The sequence below is a fragment of the Gilvimarinus agarilyticus genome (assembly GCF_000832015.1).
GTDB lineage: Bacteria > Pseudomonadota > Gammaproteobacteria > Pseudomonadales > Cellvibrionaceae > Gilvimarinus > Gilvimarinus agarilyticus.
Genome location: NZ_JXCJ01000001.1, coordinates 1,820,259 through 1,839,807, shown reverse-complemented (window position 1 = coordinate 1,839,807; position 19,549 = coordinate 1,820,259). Strand labels below are relative to the sequence as shown.

Sequence of the window (19,549 nt, the reverse complement as noted above, 5' to 3'; positions counted from 1 at the left end):
GCCTCTTGGTACTTGCGTGTATCGCAAAGCGCTTAGCCATAAAAGCGGACCTATAACAGCCCTCAATTGTCAGGCCAACTATGATCTCGTTACCTTTTGGCCTCACGACCCTCCGCCCCCCGCTAACAGATAAAAGCATCTGTATTCATGGCCCATGCTTAACACCCCTTCCTGATACTCGCCTCCCGGCAATGTAAGAAAATCCGCCAAAAATGCATACATTACTTTTTTGTGACGACATTGGCTTTACAAAAAATAATACCAGGACTATATTGCCTTACCAATTGGGCCTTACCAAAAACCCAATTATATGTCTGACCACTAATGGAATTAGGAACTCAGACAGGTAACTTATCTCACAACAGGCAACACCAGCAGTACCAAAAGCATCCGAAGTCAGTCGAGTCGTAACACAGCGGACTGTTGTAAAACAGAGGAAGTGACGACCCGGTCGAGAGTGCTTTTACCAGTCCGCCAACAACAAAGGTAATGTAGCGGTTGGTCGGTAGAGGTAATACCAGTTCCAGGTTTCCAGCTGCGACATATCCATAAAATTTAATAACAGGATTGTCCAATGACTAACATATTTCACAAAACAATTGCCCCCTGCACGCTGGCGCTTGCCGTTGCCGGCGCGTCAGGCACAACTTTAGCGGCCCCTAGCGGGTATGCAACACTCAATGGCGGCACCACCGGCGGCGCCGGCGGCGATGTGGTTTACGCCACCAGCGGTACCGACATTCACGCGGCTCTGTGTAACCGTCCCTCTAGTGATACCCCCGTCATTATTCACGTAGAAGGCACCATCAATCACGGCAACACCAGCAAAGTCTCCGGTGATAGCTGTAACACCGCCGACGACAAAATCGAAATTAAAGATGTCAGCAACATCTCCATCATCGGTGTCGGTAGCGGTGCGCTGTTTGATGAGCTGGGTATTCACCTGCGCGGGGCCGAAAATATCATTCTGCAAAATCTTCACGTTCGCAATGTTAAAAAATCCGGCTCTCCCACCTCTAACGGCGGCGACGCTATTGGCATGGAGAGCGACGTGTATAACGTATGGGCCGACCACTTGACGCTGGAAGCCCAAGGCGGTGAAAGCGCCGGTTACGATGCCTTGTTTGATATGAAGGCCGACACCAAGTACGTGACGCTGTCCTACAGTATTTTGCGTAACTCCGGCCGCGGCGGCCTGGTAGGTTCAAGCGATGGCGACACCAACAACGGTCCCGTCACCTTTCACCACAACCTGTACGAGAATATCGACTCACGTACCCCCTTGTTGCGCGGCGCTACCGCCCACGCTTACAACAATTACTACATTGGCCTGCAAAAGTCCGGCATGAACCCGCGCATTGGCGGGCAGATTAGAGCCGAGCACAACTACTTTCAGGACTCCAAAGACCCACTGGGCACCTTTTACACGAATGATATGGGTTACTGGGACGTCAGCGGCAACATCTGGGACAATATCACCTGGACCGCAGACGACGATGACAACCACCCGGCGGGCCCTAACCCCACCTCGACCACCAGCATTAATATTCCCTACAGCTACGCACTCGACGATGCCGACTGCGTACCACAGATTATTCAAGGTACCGCAGGCGCCCACACAAACTTAGCCACCTCCAATGGCAGCTGCGTTATCAGCAGTAGCAGTTCAAGCAGCTCGAACTCTTCTGAACAAAGCTCATCAAGCTCAAACAGCTCGACTGATCCGGTTGATCCGGGTACCAACTTGTCTATTGGCGCCGGCTCCGATGGCTCCAGTAAAGGCTCGGGTAGCTACGGCAATGTCCGCGATGGCGACACCTCCAGCTACTGGCAACCAAACGGCACCTCCAATGAGCGCATCTCCATTAAATGGGACGGCGCCACCACCTTTAATACCGTGGTCATTCGCGAGCTCAACAACGCCACCAGCAACTGGCGGCTCGTGAACGACGACACGGGTGCCCTACTCGCCTCAGGCAATGGGCTCGGCACCGAAGCGGTAATTAGCTTTGCCGATACTACGGCCACGAAAGTTAACTTACTGATCGACAGTGCCAGCAGCGCACCACAGATTGGCGAGTTCGAAGTGTACAACGGCGCGGTGAGCAGCAGCTCAAGCTCGGAGCAGTCGTCTTCGTCTAGCGCACCCGGCGAGGTGAACTTAAACGTAACCACCTCGGGCAATGCCGCTCAGTTGAACTGGAATCTGGATAATATCGATGCTCGCAATCAAGAGGTTTATCGAGATACCGATTCGGATCCTGCCGGACGCGTACGCATTGCCACTGGCGTCGCTGGTAACAACTATACCGATACCGGCCTTGCCGATGGTACGTATTACTACTGGATTAAAATCACCGATCAAAACAACACAGTCATTAACTCTAACGCCGATGACGCCACGATCAGCACGGCAACCTCTACGCTCACCATCGAAGAGTCAGCCGGCTTCTGTAATGTCGAAGGCACTATCGACAACAACCACTCGGGCTTTAGCGGCAGTGGTTTTGCCAACACCGAAAACGTCCAAGGTGCCGGCATTGACTGGTCTGTTACGGTTCCTGTAGCGGGCGCGTACGAGCTTAACTGGCACTATGCCAATGGCGGCGATAACCGTCCTGGTAATGTACTGATCAACGGCGCCAGCCAAACCAATGTTGATATGCCAGCCACCAGCGCCTGGAATGACTTTACCGGCACCGGAACCGTCTCTGTGTACCTCAACGCCGGCTATAACGACTTGCGCTTAGAAGCCACGGGAAGCTCGGGCCTTGCCAATATCGACAGCGTAAGCATTACCGGTAATGCGCCCCAGGCGGGCGATTGCGCGGGCGGTAATACGTCTAGCTCAAGCAGCGAAGCGTCTAGTTCGTCCGAGTCAAGTGCCCCCGCCGAGCCCCCAGAGCTGGGCGATAACAAGGCCTCCGGCGCCGACGGCAGCAGTAAAGGCGGCGGCAGCAGTTACGGCAATGTCGTTGACGGTGACAGTAGCTCTTACTGGCAGCCGGGCTCGTCCAGCAACGAGACCATTTCAGTAAAAGGTATAGCGGGCAGCTTTAACACGGTTATCGTGCGCGAGCTTAACAATGCCACCACCAGCTGGTCTCTGATCAACTACGACAACGGTGATGTACTGGCAACCGGCGGCAGCCTGGGTAGTGAAGCGGTTATTACTGGATTTGGCGATGTATCCACCAGTAAAGTGAGCCTCGAGATCCACTCGGCCAACGGCGCACCGCAAATCGCCGAGATTGAGGTATACAACGCTAACGGCCCCATCGAAGGTTCAAGCAGTTCATCGGACGCTAGTTCATCAAGTGAAACCAGCTCTAGCAGTTCGTCGAGCTCTTCGGTGACACCACCTCCCGAGACAGATCTGTCCGACGACTGTGTCGCCATCGCCACCGACCCGAACGTCAACTGGCGCTCAACTTCGCTGCAATCCGACCAGGAAATTGTTGAGTGTTTGTCTAACTCACTCGGTCGTGCGGTAGGTTACGGCGAGAACGCTCTGGGTGGTTTTGATCCAAACGGCAACAGCCAACTGACCATTATCACTAAAAACAGTGCAACGTCAGTCGAGCAACAGCTACTGGACGCGGTTACCGGTGATGATCACAACTGGATTGTGTTTGATAAAGTCGACTTCGCTAATGAGACTGAAATTTCCATGCACCGCAACCACTGCTCTAACCCTGATGTACTGGACGCGATTGATGGCAGCGAAGCTCAGTGTAATGACTACCATCAGTGGTGCGACGACAAAGGCATTTCCGATGCGAACTGCGCGGCCGAGTTTTACAACGACCGTTTGAACGACAATGATTTGCCGATTCGTAACACCAAGATCGGCTCACACAAAACACTCGACGGTCGCATGAGCAACGGCTACTTCCGCTTTAACGGTTTTGCAATCGGCAGCGACAGCTCCGGTCAGCCGGTACAAACGGCGGAGAGCGTGATTCTGACTCATCTGGACTTCCGCGGGGCGGGTCATACTGAAGACCACGGCCTGGACCCAGACATGATCCGCAATACCGGTGCGTCACACGACATCTGGATTCACAAAAACACCTTCGACACCACCGGTGACGCAGCGTTTGATGTGAAAGTAGGTGCCTATGACATCACCATATCGTTCAATAAACTGATCAACGTTAAGCGTGCCGCACTGCATGGCTCTAGTGATAGCCGCGAAATCAACTCGCAAATCACCACCACCATGCACCACAACGCGTTTATCACCACGGACGATCAGTACGACAACCTGGGTAACACCCTTCGCCGTATACCGCTGATTCGTCGCGGCACCTCACACATGTTTGAAAACTTCTTTATGAACTACCGCAAAGACATCTTAAGTGTGCGTGTCGGCGGCACCGTTCTGTGGGAAGATAACATGGTGCTAATGAACCGCGACTTCCAGGAAAAAGACGACGTTGTGCAGGCGCTTAATGAGCGCGGTGAAGAGCTGGCACGGGATGTAGACGGCGGTAACTTCCGCTCAGAAAACACCCGCGTATGGTTCTCGGATGCCAACTGTAATCTCGACCCATCACTGGAGTACCTGATTACCGATGCCTCTGGCAGTGTGTCTGACCTTAAACAAAACTATTCGCAAACCTCACGGGATGCCATTAGCGATAACTACTTAGGCTCCGGGCAAGAGCTGGCCGATTACGTCAGCGCTACCGCCGGTAAAAATGGCGAGGTTCCGTTTAACTCGCCGCTCGGCTACGAGCCCTGGTATGTATTAGGCTTAGGTAAGGTCGCTTGTCAGTAATGATTTCTCACTGACAGGTAACCACCTTAAACCCACCCGCCTTAGGCGGGTGGGTTTTTTATTATCGGATACTTAACAATAAGAGAAACAACTATGAATACAGTGTCGGTTATTAAGCTTTACACCGTAAACACCACCCGCTCAGAACCCGACCTACCAGCCAAGCTCCACCGCTGTGATAGCTGGATGATTTTTAGCGAATCAGGATAATAATTACCATGCAACATCCACCCACACCAGCCGATGATCGGAGCTGACCGCGCGACTCTCAACCCACGAGCGGTGCGCCTCGTTTTTCCCGGGCCAGAACACACCACTGTCCGTTACCGTCAATTCCGCCGAGGGCAATACGTAATCAGCCCGCATGCCCCAGCCTGCGGTGTGATGAGGGCTGTAACGATTATCCGGACGCGCCTCAGCCGCACCCGCGCTCACCGGGTTAGGGTCCAAAATACGAGGGTGTGTCACCAGCGCGCTAATGGCGTCTTTACGGCCATCGCCCTCCACCGCCGAGCTGTTTAAGTCACCGACAATGACAAAACTGGCTTGAGCATCCAGCCCGCCTTTGCCTCCCTGATCGTCGTACAAATAACTGGCACTGCCGCCGATGTAATCCAGCCATAGCCGCACTTCATCGTGATTGCGCTTGCCGTTGCGATCTTCCGGGCCGTCAAATACCGGCGGCGTCGGGTGACTCGCCAGCAGGTGCAAGGTCCTGCCATTTACGTTTACCGGAATGTCCCAGTGGCTTTTTGACGACAGCCGAAACTCAGCCCAGGCGCTAGCAGAGTAATAAGCCGCACCACCGGCGGTTTGCGGTATTAATGCACCGGGCATGTCCATCCATTTAAAGTGTTGAAAGCTGCGCACCGCACTTTTATCGATGGGGTAGCGGCTCAGCAGCACCATGCCATACTGCCCCGGGTAGTGGCCAAAACCATAGGTATCAGCGGGGGCCGTAACCTCCCCATCACCGTTTAAATCAAAGGGAAACAACACACCAGTATTAACAGGAGCGGTATAAAAGTACGGGTAGTGAATAGCGTCGTTATCCGCCTGCGGGCGCGCCAGATAATTCTCCTGAAACAACCCAATCGCACGCTCTGGATCAGCGGTGTAATCAAACTCGTTGAGCAACAAAATGTCTGGGCGAACCTGTTGCACAATAGCCGCTACAGTCGCGATTTGAGCATTCTCCCCCGAGGCCAACTCGCGCATCAATAGGCTCGCCGAGTCAGGTGTAGGCGAGGTCCCCCGAGGCAAATAGTTAGTCGCCTCCATACTCACGTTAAAGGTCGCGATTTTAACGGATTGGGACGCTTTGTGCTCACGCTCAGCGCAGCCGGTAATCGCCATACTCAATAACATTCCCCAAAATACTCTTACTAGCCGATGTTTTAGCACGGAGCGCCACCTTATTAATGATGCATTCGATCACAAAAAGCGTGAGCCTACCCAAACTTTGTGACCGATCCGTGACCTGTCACCCCTTTGTCTTTATTTTGTCACAGCGCGGTCACAGAAGTTTCGCATATTTTCGCTAGAGTCCTCGGGCCAATGTAAAAACAACTCTAATAATCTCCCACCGCAGGATAACAACCAACTCTCGTATGGCGCTAAATCGCCATAGCGGGCGGGAGCATGCACTCACAAAAAATGGGGCGCATGAGACGCATTGAACAATCGACCATGGAACAACCTAACGGGAATAAATGCCATGCAAAAGCAATTAACACGGAATACTTTAGTTCTTTCGATAGCGGCGGTTATGGGGACCGCGCTACCGGCCATCGCACAGGAAACCACCTCTGCGATCCAGGGACAGGTTACCAATACCAGCGGCCAGCCACTGGATGACGCCACCATTACCATTACCCATACACCCTCTAACAGCCAAAGCGACCTAACCACCACCGAGGCCGGGCGCTTTAACGCTCGCGGCCTGCGCGTGGGCGGCCCTTACACCATTACCGTGACCGCCGATGAAGGCACCAGCACGGTCGAAGATGTGTACCTGTCGTTGGGCGACTCTTATCAGCTGGAAGTGGTTGTGGGTGAAATGGCCACCGAGGAAGTCCTGGTGGTTGGTAACCTGCAGGAGCAAAACTTTGCCGCTGTCGGCCCGAACACAACTTTCAGCTTGCACGATTTAGAAACCGCACCGGCAATCAACCGCGACTTAAAAGACGTTGTGCGGCTAGATCCGCGTATCTACATCGACGAAGCCTTTAATGACTCGATTCAGTGTGCCGGCGCCAACCCACGCTTTAACAGTTTGACGGTTGACGGCGTTCGCATGAACGACAATTTCGGCTTAAACAGCAACGGCTACCCTACTGAGCGTATGCCCTTTTCGTATGATGCCATCGAGCAGGTAGCGGTAGAGCTGGCACCATTTGATGTGCAATACGGCGGTTTTAGTGCCTGTAACATCAATGCTGTCACCAAGTCCGGTGAAAACGAGTTTCACGGCTCAGTTTTTTACGACTACACCGACGACTCCATGGGCGGCGACTCACTTGAAGGCGACAGTATCGATATCGCCCCGTTTGACGAGCAGCGCTATGGCTTTAGCCTGGGCGGGCCAATCATTCAGGACAAGTTGTTCTTTTTTGCCGCCTACGAAAAACTCGAAGGCGTAGACACCTTTGATCGAGGCACCGCTGACGCCAATGTTGCCACCCCGGTAGAGGGTGTGTCCGCCGCGCAAATCGCCGAGATCGAGCGTATCGCTAACGATGTGTATAACTATGATCCGGGTAGCTTCCCATCCAGCTTGCCGGTAGAAGATGAAAAGTTACTGGTTAAACTGGACTGGAACATCACCACATCTCAGCGCGCCTCGTTTACCTACAATTACAATGATGGCTACTCGATTGCGCAGTCCGATGGCGACTCTGACGAGCTGGAGTTCTCTAACCACTATTACGAGCGCGGTGCCGAGCTTACCTCGTACGTTGGTCAGTTATTCTCCGATTGGACCGATGCGTTCTCCACAGAGATAAAAATTGGTTACCAAGAACTGGACAACCGTCAGCTCTCGCTTGCCGGTACCGACTTTGGTGAAGTTCAAATCACCACCATGAACGATCATGACAACGACGGTAACTTGTCAGAAGCGACTGTTTACCTGGGCGCCGATGACTCGCGTCATGCCAACAAGCTGTCTTACGAGTCGTTGAACTTGAAATTTGCCGGTAGCTACCGCTTAGATCATCAAACCTTCACCTTCGGCTATGAGCGTGAAACCTTTGATGTATTCAACATGTTCGTTCAGGAATCGGAAGGCGAGTACCGTTTCTCGTCCATCGAAGATTTCGAGGCCGGCACCCCGAACGTTATCATCTACGAAAACGCCGCTGGCACTAATGTCAAAGCCGATGCAGCGGCCGAGTTTGAATACGCTATTAATACACTGTATTTGCAAGACGAAATCTTCCTCAATGACGGTGACCTAAAAGTGGTAGCCGGCTTGCGTTACGACTACTACGAAAGTGACGACACCCCGACCCAAAATTACGACATTCTGGGCACCTACCTAATTGATACCCGTCAAAATCTGGATGGCCTCGATCTTATACAACCGCGCTTAGGTTTTAACTGGGACTTGGCCGACCAATTTGAAATTCACGGTGGTGTAGGTTTGTACTCGGGCGGTAACCCCAACGTATGGATCTCTAATAACTACTCTAACGATGGCGTAACGCAAATTGAGGTACAAGATAATTCGGGCAACTCAATTCTCGATATGCCCTTTACCGGTGAAGGTCGTCCGATCTACGACATCCCGCAAGCGCTGTACGATCAGGTGGCCAACAATCAAGGCTCTAACGGCGGCGTTAACTTGCAGGACCCGGACTTTGAACTGCCATCGGTGTGGAAGTACGCCTTTGGTACCAGCTACGAGTTTGCAGGCAACCTGATACTGTCGGGTGACATTCTTTACAGCCAGTACGAGAACTCAGCCATAATCTCCGATATCTCTCGTGTGCAAACCGGTACCGCGCTTGACGGCCGCCCGATTTACGGCAGCGTCGAGGGCCGCAGCCAGGACTTTATGCTGACCAACGTTGAGGACGGTGGGGAAGCGTTAACCATCTCGGTAGGCGCCAGCAAATACTTTGACTTTGGTTTAGAGTTGGCCGCCGGTTACGCCTACAGCGACGCTGAAGACGTCAACCCTATGACCAGCTCGGTGGCTTTCTCTAACTACACTAACCTGGCCACCGCCGACCCGGAAAACCCCGGCCCGGCTACCTCTAACTATAATATTCCGCACCGCTTTACCACCAAGATCGCGTACGAGCACGCCTTCTTTGGGGATTACGATACGCGCTTTACATTGTTTGGCTCCGCCAACGAAGGCCGGCCTTACAGCTACACCTTTGGCAGCGGTTACATGTTTGGTGATTCCACCGGGTTTATTTCCCGTCACCTGTTGTATGTGCCCACCGGCACCGACGATCCAAACGTGGTGTTCGATCCAGGCTTTGACAGCGACGCCTTTTTTGAATTTGCCGATGGCGAAGGCCTTGCCCGCGGTCAGGTTATGGAGCGCAACGAGCTGAACAGCGATTGGTGGGTTAAGTTTGATTTAAAAGTCGAACAAGAGCTGCCAGGTATTATGGAGGAGCACCGCTCGTCTATTTATATGGTTATCGAGAACCTGGGTAACCTGATTAATGACGATTGGGGTGTGCAATACGAGACCAGCTTCCCTCGTTCGCAAGCCGCCGTTAACGCCTCGATGGACGACCAGGGTCGTTACGTATTTGAAGAGTTTCGCGACCCGGCCGGACCAACCCGTGTGGGTAGCGCCTCGCTGTGGGAGCTGCGGGTAGGTTTCCGTTACGACTTCTAAACGCAACACCCCGTAACACCCAGGCCTCGGTAGCCGCTTAGGCGGCGCCAACGGCCATAAAAAAACGCCCGGTCAATTCGTTGACCGGGCGTTTTTACGATTGGGGTACTCCTTTACCCATACTGCCAATTACAGCGAACGTAAGAACGCGAGTAAATCCTCTCTTTGCGCATTAGACAGCGCTTCGTAGTTTTGTTTAGAGGCCTCACCCTCACCACCGTGCCAGCGAATCGCTTCATCGATAGTGCGTGCGCGACCATCGTGCAGGTAGCTGTGTACCGGTGTACACACTTGCTGTCCTTGCGCCGCATTGGTAGTACCACCGGTAACACAAGCCGCTAAGCCTAAGCCCCACAGCGGTGTGGTGCGCCACTCGCTACCGGTTGCATCGCCCTCGCCAAGGTTATCGGCAAGGCCGGGGCCCATATCGTGCAAAAGCAAGTCGGTGTAAGGTTGAATCGCCTGATCACGTAGCTCGCCCAGTGGATGGTACTGGCTGGTTTGGTACGACGGTGTGTGACAGTCGGCACAACCGACTGAGTCAAATACGGTCGCACCATTCACTACCGCAGGATCATCGTAGTCACGCTGCGCGCGCACACCCAAGAGCGAAATATACTTCACCAGATTATCGAGGTGAGTGTCGCTAAGCTCAGAGCCAGACGCCCCACAGTTAGATTGCGCGCTGCCACAATCCGGATCGGGAAACACCGAGCTCATCACTCCCATATCCGTATTAAAAGCACCGGCAACCTGGTCTTCTACGCTGACCTTAGCGGCTTTCCAGCCAAAGCGGCCCAAACGTGTTTCTCCGGTCACAGGATCCGCCACGCGGTTAGCACGCCCGGAGATTCCATCGCCATTACTGTCGTTCGGGTCTTCTTGAGCCAGTACATCCGACTCAGAAATCGCCTCCAGTAAACCCATACCCACCAACTGCGGTGCAATACGCGCCGAGAAAGTCTCGGGCGTTACGCCGCTAAACGCAAAGTTTGGCGAGCGCAAACCGTTTTGCTCGGTCCAGGACGAAATAGCCACCTCTCCTTCACTGCCGGCACCACTGTTGGCTTCGGGTTGTAACACACGCCCTAACTGCGGATGTGGATTACCGTTGATATCACCGACTTTGAATACCCATTTGTCCAGATGCTCACCCACGGCGTTAGGCGCCGCACGGCCATTACGCACGTGACATCCAGCGCAGCTGTCTTTTACAAACAGGGGACCTGCGCGTCCAATAGCGGGGCCAAACGCTGGGTTCTCAATTGGCCGCTCATCGTGCACGCCATCGACAAACGAGCTATGCAGCACCCGGCGCCCTTCCACAAACGGTTGCGCGTTATCAAAGCCTAAGTTGGTTGCCATTTGCATAAACAAATTGTCGGGCTCGTTTGAGCTCATGGCGTGTACGGTGGTGTGCCCGCCCAGCCAAGCCTTCTCAGGGATCTTAACCGAATCTTTAACACCACCGGCAGGTGTCGCTCCGCCAACCTCCCAGGGTACTAAGCCCTCGCCCACAATATAGAGATAGGTTGAACCGTAGTAGGCCGAGCGGCCATTCGGTACGCTATGATCCAGAAACTGACTCAGCTCAAATTCCATTTTATCGCCAATCTGAATCGCGCGACCTTCGCGACAGTTAAAGCTACGCTCTTTGTAGTAATTAAAATCATCGATAACTTCCATGGTGCCGTTGTCACAGAACTCGGCCACGGTGCCGACACCGCGATAGAACCAGCGGTTCTCGGCCTCGGTATCGTTTAAGCGAAACTGCGTCACCACGTTCATGCGAATGGTGTCGCCGCCCTTGGCCACGTAATCGACAATCTCGATGGCCGCCGTGCGATCCTCCCAGTAAAAGCTTAAATAGTGCTCGTAAGCCTGAAACTGATCCTCTTTGGCGTGACGATCACGGCCTCGATCGGAAAAGCGTGTAACCAAAGCGTCGCCGCGATCAAACTGAATTACGGGCTCAAGTGAAGTACCACTGTTGTACAAAGGCACTACCGGGCCACCGGCAGGTGTGCTTGAGCTACTGGACGAGCTGCTAGAGTTGGAACTTGAGCTACTGCTTGAACTTGATGAGCTGTTCGAGCTAGACGACGAGTTATTAGAGCCGCCTACGGTATAGTCGCGCCACGCCAGGCTCTGACCGGCACCGTTGGTAATCACCGTAAAGCTCACGCTTACCACATCGCCACTGTTGAGCCCGGCAATGTCGTAGGTCCACTCGCCATTGGCTTCGTTCATACGCACGTTGTTTTGCGCGCCGCCGTTAATCGTGTAGTGAACGTCTACCGTATCGCCGCCACTGACAGTGGCGCGCAAGGTTTGGCCATTAACCAATTCCAAGCAGCCGTTATCGCAGTTACCGCTGGCGCTGGAGGAACTGGACGAGACGGAGCTGGAGCTAGATGTGGCGCTCGGCTCCAGGTGAATCCAATCGAGGTTCATACCCGCGGCATTAACATCCAGGCGCACGGTGTAATTGCCCGCTTGCGCCACAGAAATAGCGCCGGGGCCCTGCTCCTGCCACACTTGCCAACCGCCGGTAGCAGGCACATTGCCACTGACCGAGCCGCCGGCGACAGACACACTGTAAGCACCGCCGCCCGTATCAGACGCTACGCGGGTGCTGATATCGTAGGTGCCAGCGGCCAGACTGACGTTGTACTCAAGCCATTCCCCCGGCTCCATCCAGCCGACGTTATAACCGGCGCCATTGGCTTCGATATCAACATCATCACTGCGATACGCGGTGCCGTTGTTACCGGCCGAGGTATCAAAATAAGCATCATAATCTTCGGCTTCCAGGCGCACGGGTGTCGCACTGGTGCCACCACTTGCAGCAACGCCAAACAGTTCAAACTCCGACAACTGCAAAATCGTGCCCGAGTTATTGCTCATATCTAAGCGATAAAAACGGTAGGCCGAGCTGTTACTAAAGCTAAAGTCACGGGTCTGGTAACGGTTGGGGAAGTCTTCATTAATGCGCGCATCAACGGCCGTCCAGCTGTTACCGTCGTTTGAGCCCTGCAACGTCCAGCTTGCCGGGTCACGCTCTGGGCTGTCGTTGGCCGAGCTGATTGAGTAGCGGGTAACCACGTAGGGCTCGGCCACCTCGTATTGCAGCCAAGCTGCATTGTTAAACGTGAGGTACTTAGTGTTCACATTGTTATCAACCGCGTCACCGTGACCTTCACCCGCCGGCGAATCGGCGTGTTGCGAGCTGATGATACCGCCAAGGTTGGTCAGCTCCACCTCGCTGCCCTGAGTGGCCGGCGCGCCGTACACTTCCATCTCCCAAATAGAGTAGCCCCAGTTGTTACCGGCGCTGCGGCTAATACCGTGCATGCGTACATAGCGGTAGTTGCCCGATACTGGGACGGTATCGGTACGGTCGCCAAAAGCGCCGCCCGAGCGGGTGGCAAGTGTCGACCAGTTGTTGCCGTCGTTAGAGCCCTGAATTTCGTACTCGTTGGCGTTGGCCGCCTCCCAATAAATAATGACTTCCGACAGCGCAAAGCTAGCGCCTAAGTCCAGTGTCAGTGACGAGGGGTCAACTTGTGCGGTAGAGGCCCAACGGGTATTACCGTCACCGTCAATGGCCGCACTGGCGGGTAAATCCTGGGTTGTCGCACTCGCTGTTGCCGAGCCAGATAGGTTGCTTATCTGAGCGTAGGCGCCGCTGCTGGCGGCTATGACCAGTGCCGCAAGGGCACCTCGGGAAAACGTTTTGGCTATCATGTAGCGCTCCTCATTATTAGCATTGTGTGAGGTTGAGTAAATGTGTCGCTGCACGGCTTCCATCGTCGATAATCATTCCAACCTTCCTGTCGGTCACGCAATCGACGCGCTGCAGTGCTGGAGCTGGGCGGCTCTCTAAGCGCAGTACTCAGAGTCATGCATAGTTCCAGTGCTTGCACTGTATGCCTGCCCCATAAAGGTGTCTTCCCACTAACCTTCAAGGGCCAATGTGACAAGTCACTCTTTCCCACATTTGCCCCACAAAAATTGAGACTATCGCCCACACCCCTTTAACTGCAAGGGGTGTGGGCTTACTGGTAACTTTTTAAAAATGTGAAATAAGTTTGTTTTAAAAAACTCATGCAATTTGGTTTTTGGGGGGGGAAACAACTCAACACGCCAAAGGTGCGCTAAAAACCAACGAGCTTATGTCTCCAAAAAAGCCCGTGAGGCGCCTCTATGGTTTATTTCGGCATCATTTCGCGCACCCAGCGTTTCGCGCTCTGGCGAGCACGCCGCACTCCGACTTGCCAGGGCCACCCCCGACAACATCATTTACCGCTCCGCATAACCGTAACCCCGCGAAACAGTTAATCAGCACTGGATGACCGTGTCACTGTTCCCTCTCATTTAGAGTGACACGGGTCACGTTCGTAGCGCCGGCAAAGTGGGACGACGGGCCATAGACGCGCATCACATGATAGCTCGGTCGCCAAACCTACGCCGGCTTTAATTGCTGGGCCCTTAATGACAGGAAAAGGTTCGCGCCATAACCATAAAAATGCAGTAACAAGTCCTGACGAATGCGCCAGTTTATTGCGCCGAGCACACCAGCCGCGCGGAATAACCCTTAATAAAAAGTGATATAAAACGAGGCCATCATGATAAAAAACCTATACCTACTCCCAACGGTAAGCGTTATGGCGCTTACCTTAAGCGCCTGCGGTGGCGGCTCTGGCGGAGGCGACACAAACACCTCCTCCAGCGTTGCCAGCTCGGTAAGCTCTTCTGTGTCGTCGGAGGATCCGCCGCCACCACCACCGCCAAGCTCATCCAGCTCACAAGACAACTCAAGTGAGTCCAGCTCGTCAGAGGTTTCCAGCTCTAGCAGCTCAAGTGAATCATCACAAAGCTCGAGCGAGATCAGTAGCAGCTCTAGCAGCAGTTCTAGCAGCAGCGCCAACTCCTCTGTGGCAAACTCTTCTAGTGTCGGCAACTCCAGCACACCCGCCTCAAGCGCCTCCTCGAGCTCAAGCTCGGTGGCCAGTGGCGACTGGACGATGGTGTGGAATGATGAGTTTGAAGGCAGCAGCATCGACAGCAGTAAGTGGTCGCACGAAGTTAACTGCTGGGGCGGTGGCAACAATGAACAACAGTGTTACACCGACCGCGCCGACAACAGCTACGTGCAAGACGGCAAGCTGTTTATCGTCGCCCGCCAAGAAACTTTTAGCGGCCCGGCCGTTAACAATGAAGATCCGGGCTACAACCCCGCCGACACCTCCGCCACCATGCCCTACACCTCGGCCCGCTTACGCACCCGCAATAAAGCCGAGTGGACCTATGGCCGTATGGAAATTAACGCCAAGTTGCCGCAAGGCGACGGCTTGTGGCCCGCCATTTGGATGCTGCCAACCGATTCGGCGTACGGCGGCTGGCCACTGAGCGGCGAAATCGACATCATGGAGGCCGTCAACCCTAACGCCGGCGGTGGCAACGAAGTGCACGGCACCCTGCACTACGGCCGGAGTTGGCCCAATAACTTAAATACCGGTAGCGATTACATCCCGCCTGCCAATGTGTGGGAAGAATTCCACACGTACGCGATCGAATGGGAGCAAGGCGAAATTCGCTGGTACGTCGACGACGTGCACTTTGCCACTCACACTCAAGACGATTGGTTTACCTATTACTGGGGCGGTCAGGAGCAAGGTTTCCAGCTGGGCGCCGACGATGCGCCATTCGATCAAAACTTTCATATGCTGCTGAACGTAGCAGTGGGTGGCAACTGGCCCGGCGCACCCGATGGTTCGGCCAGCTTCCCGCAAACCATGGAGGTGGATTACGTTCGCGTTTATGAGTGCTCAGCAGACCCTGTCACGGGCAAAGGCTGCGCCGCAAAAGACCCGGCCGCTAAAGACGTCGCGGGTGTTGCACCTCCTACGCCGGAGAGCTTTGCTTTATACGACGAGGGGGCCGCCAGCTTTACCTTCAACACCATCGACGGCGAAATCACCAACACTCTGGTGCCGGGTTTTTACGACAACAACACCGGCAATGTCATCAGCAACCCACAAGCGACCGATGGCCAGGGTAATACCGTATGGGATATTGAATTTAATGGCCCGGGCAATGCCTTTTTATCGACCGCTGATATGAGTGCCTACCCCGAGGTAAACGACGGTGTAAAATTCACCAATGTCGCCGCCTACGGTGAGCTGCGCTTTAAGATGTTGGTGGAGGCCATCGACCCGGCCACCGAGCTGCATATTAAGCTCGACAGTGGCTGGCCCAACGTTAGCTTCCACACCATCGACACTCCTGCCATTGGCGAGTGGACCGACGTTGCGGTGGCCATTAACGAGTTATCGCCCAACAACATCGAAACGGGCGAGGCCAACCTCGGTCAGTTAATCAATGCGTTTGTCATTGAGGCCTCTGGCGGTACCGCTCACGTGCAACTGGCGGGCATTCGCCTCGGTTGTTTAAGTCCCTGCGGCATCGACCCGGTATTGGCCGCCGTTAGCGACACCTTAACCGGCGAGTTCGCGATATTTAAAAACGGCATTCCCGGCCCCAACTGGGACTTTGGTGTGGGCACCTGGGATAACAACTCAGGCCATGTCACCGCCGAAGTTACCACCGACGCCGACCGCGGTGATGTGCTGGATATTCTGTTCGATAACAGCGGCAATAATGGTTTGGCTTTTATTCAATCCACCACACCTAAAAATGGTCGCGCTTTTGCGGAAGGTGGCCAGCTGCGCTTTGATATTAAAGTGCTGGATTACGGCACCAACACCGGCGGCATTGTGGTAAAAGCCGAAAGCGGGCCTGGGGTCGGTACCGGCGATTACATTATCGACCGGGTACCCACTGGCGTCTGGACAACCCTGACCATCGACATTGCCGATTTGCTCTCAGCCCCTGGCAACAGCGGTTTTAATATCGATGCCTTTAACACACCGTTTGTCATTTTACCGGCGTGGGACGACCAGGGCGGCGTTCACATTCAAGTCGATAACATCGAGTGGATCAACGGCGGCGGCTCCACCGAGCCCACCATTGATGTACTGACCGACACCTTCTCGGTATTGGACAATGCCGCCCCCGACGCATTGTGGGATTTTGGCATTGGCATTTGGGATGAAATCGGCGGTGCTCACGTTACCACCTCGGCCGCCACCGACCCTGACCAAGGCGAGGTTCTGGACGTTCAGTTTGGCACCACCGGTGCCAACGGTGTGGTCTACATCCAGGCGACCAGCGGTAAGGATGTTAGTGCCTTTGCGGCAAACGGCGCACTGGAGTTTGACATTAAGGTTCTCGATTACGGCAGCAACCCACAAAGCTTGGTGGTGAAAGCCGAAAGTGGTGCCAACATGGGTTCGGGCGACTACATTCTGACGCCCCCGGCGCTTAATACCTGGACTCACATCAGTATCCCGATCGACGAGTTAATCGTCGCACCACAGGGCGGCTTCACACTTGGGTCCATTACCACGCCGTTTGTGTTTTTGCCCGCCTGGGGCAACCAAAGTGGCGTACACGTGCAGCTGGATAACGTGCGCTGGGTATTCGACGCCGCTTCGGGCTCGTCCTCAAGCAGCTCATCCGACACCGGTGGTACCGGCTCTTCAAGCTCCAGCTCTAGCTCTAGCTCAAGTTCCAGCTCTGATCCCGGCACGGGCACCGGCAGCTCGTCCAGCACCGGCAGCGGTGGCGATTCGGGTGCCGGCATCGATACCAGCGGCAGCGCACCTACCACGCTAGCCACCGGCTGGGAGCTGGTGTGGAACGACGAGTTTAACGGTGCGAGCATCGACAGCGACCGCTGGGAGCACGAGGTTAACTGCTGGGGCGGCGGCAACAACGAAGCCCAGTGTTACACCGACAGCGCCAGCAATAGCTACGTCGACGATAGCCTGCTGCACATATCGGCCATCTACGAAGGCCCCGGCATGGTGTGCGGCCCATCCCTGAATCAGGAAGACCCCGGCTACCCCGGCGCCAACACCTGTAAAGACTATTCATCGGCCCGCCTGCGCACCCGCGATAAAGCCGACTGGACCTATGGCCGCATGGAAATTCGCGCCCGGGTTCCACAAGGCGTGGGCATCTGGCCTGCCATTTGGATGCTACCCAGTGACACCAGCATTTATGGCGGCTGGCCGCACAGTGGCGAGCTGGATATTTTTGAAGCCTTCCAGCCCGGCGTAGCGGGGCCCGCCCCCACTGGCACCGAAAACGAAATGCACGGCACGTTACACTATGGCTATTCATGGCCCTGGAACCAGTACAGTGGCGCGCCTTACGAGCCACCCACTAACATTTGGGATGACTTTTACACCTACACCGTAGAGTGGGAAGAAGGCGAGATCCGCTGGTATGTAGACAATGTCCTGTTTGCCCGCAACAGCGGCAACTGGTTTATCTACTACTGGGGTGGCCAGGAAGTTGGCTACCAGGTAGGCACCGAGGCGCAGCCGTTCGATCAGGCGTTTCATATGATTCTGAACGTTGCACTGGGTAATGGTCAGTACATTGACCTGCCAACCTTTACCGACACCCGCACCATGGAAGTCGATTATGTGCGCGTTTACGAGTGCGCCAACGACCCGGTAACCGGCCAGGGCTGTGAGACACCAACCGCCGACGCGGGCGTAACACCGACTGACATTACCGGCCATGTGCCACCGCCGGATGTACGCGATGAAGTGGTGTTGTATAACGGCGCCGAGGGCGGCATTCAGACCTTAAGCTTTGATGTGAACAGCACCGAAGTTCTCAACACGCTGCAACATCAAACCTATAACCCCGATGGATCACTCATGTCTGATCCGGCCGCCACACCTATCGACAGCGGCACCAGCGGCGTGGTCTGGGATCTGCAGTTTAACAACGTAAGTCCTGGCGTGGCCTGGCTGCGCTCGGCCGATATGGGCAGCTACCCCGACGTGCAAGATGGCTTTAACTTCGGCAGCGACCCACTGCACAACCGTCCGCGCAATTTGGGCGAGTTTAAGTTTGATATCTGGGTGGAATCGGCCGATGTGGGCGCCAAGCTGCAGGTTAAACTGAACTCGGAGTACCCCAACCTCAGCTTCGACGAGATAGAGCTTAGCGCCGATATGGTAGGCCAGTGGACGCCAGTTGCTGTACGTTTCTACTCGCTGCGGGCCAACCCTAACGAGTCCTGGGGGCCAACCGTAGACTACTCGTCTGTGATGCACCCCTTTGAAGTAGAGCTGGTGGGCGGCGCCTCGCATGTTCAGCTTAATAACGTGCGCATCGTTTGTCTGGAAAATTGCGACATCCAGCCCAAGCTGGCACCGGTGACCGTGACGGAAGACATGGATGTCTTTGTCGGCGGGCTGTCGGCCGACTGGGGCAACCCAGGGTTTGGTGTGTGGCAAGCCGACGGACAGGTGATCAATCTGGATGCCACAATAACTGACCCCGATAAGGGCACCGTACTGCAGGCAGAGTTCACCCAAAACAACATGGGCACTTTCTACATTCAGGACACCGCCGCCAAAGATCTAAGCGCCTTTGCCGACGGCAACCTGGTGTTTGACCTCAAAGTTGTTAGCAACAATGCCGGTAACACCTCGGGCTTTTTGGTTAAAGTGGAAGGCGGTGCCTCCAGCAATGAAGTTCCGGTTGCCATGCCGGCGGACAACGATTGGCACACCGTCAGCGTGCCTTTTGCCGATTTGGCTAACGCCGGGCTCGACCTTACAAAAGTGACGGTTCCTTTCTCGATGTGGCCGATATTCGGCGAGCAGGAAGTCACCTTTCAAATAGCCAACCTGCGCTGGGAGTTGGCAGACTAAACCCACGACCATGAGCCCCGCTAGCTACAGAGGGCTCTTCGTTATCTAACCAAGGCCTGCAAACGCTGTTTGCAGGCCTTTTTCTTTTATCAAGAACCCATG

General features: G+C 54.7%; 6 protein-coding genes. 3 read left to right on the top strand and 3 right to left on the bottom strand.

The features are described from left to right. Positions 1 to 574 precede the first annotated feature (574 nt). The gene (locus SD69_RS19055) at positions 575 to 4,783 is read left to right on the top strand and encodes a pectate lyase family protein (protein ID WP_052480975.1); all 4,209 of its coding nucleotides are present in this window, start codon (positions 575 to 577) and stop codon (positions 4,781 to 4,783) included. A gap of 213 nt (positions 4,784 to 4,996) precedes the next feature. Here SD69_RS19055 and SD69_RS07810 read toward each other — a convergent pair whose 3' ends face one another. Beyond that, entirely contained in the window at positions 4,997 to 6,151 is a 1,155-nt protein-coding gene (locus SD69_RS07810; RefSeq protein WP_041522771.1) for an endonuclease/exonuclease/phosphatase family protein, read from the bottom strand. A 349-nt stretch (positions 6,152 to 6,500) separates the two neighbouring features. On the opposite strand from SD69_RS07810, the gene SD69_RS07805 reads away from it, so the two are divergent. After that, complete coding sequence (locus SD69_RS07805; RefSeq protein WP_041522770.1) at positions 6,501 to 9,644, top strand: TonB-dependent receptor; 3,144 nt, start codon at positions 6,501 to 6,503, stop codon at positions 9,642 to 9,644. 129 nt (positions 9,645 to 9,773) lie between these two features. Here SD69_RS07805 and SD69_RS18420 read toward each other — a convergent pair whose 3' ends face one another. Both SD69_RS18420 and SD69_RS18920 read right to left on the bottom strand, forming a co-directional pair. Further along, a complete protein-coding gene (locus SD69_RS18420) occupies positions 9,774 to 13,391 on the bottom strand; it encodes a di-heme oxidoredictase family protein (RefSeq protein WP_198144072.1) in 3,618 nt (1,205 codons plus the stop codon). Between the two features lie 850 nt (positions 13,392 to 14,241). Beyond that, positions 14,242 to 14,706, bottom strand: coding sequence for a hypothetical protein (locus SD69_RS18920; RefSeq protein WP_198144071.1), 465 nt, complete (start codon positions 14,704 to 14,706; stop codon positions 14,242 to 14,244). On the opposite strand from SD69_RS18920, the gene SD69_RS18040 reads away from it, so the two are divergent. Beyond that, positions 14,672 to 19,447 carry a family 16 glycosylhydrolase gene (locus SD69_RS18040; protein WP_052480974.1) on the top strand — a complete coding sequence of 1,592 codons (4,776 nt, stop codon included), beginning with the start codon at positions 14,672 to 14,674 and terminating at the stop codon, positions 19,445 to 19,447. The genes SD69_RS18920 and SD69_RS18040 overlap by 35 nt on opposite strands. Positions 19,448 to 19,549 lie beyond the last annotated feature (102 nt).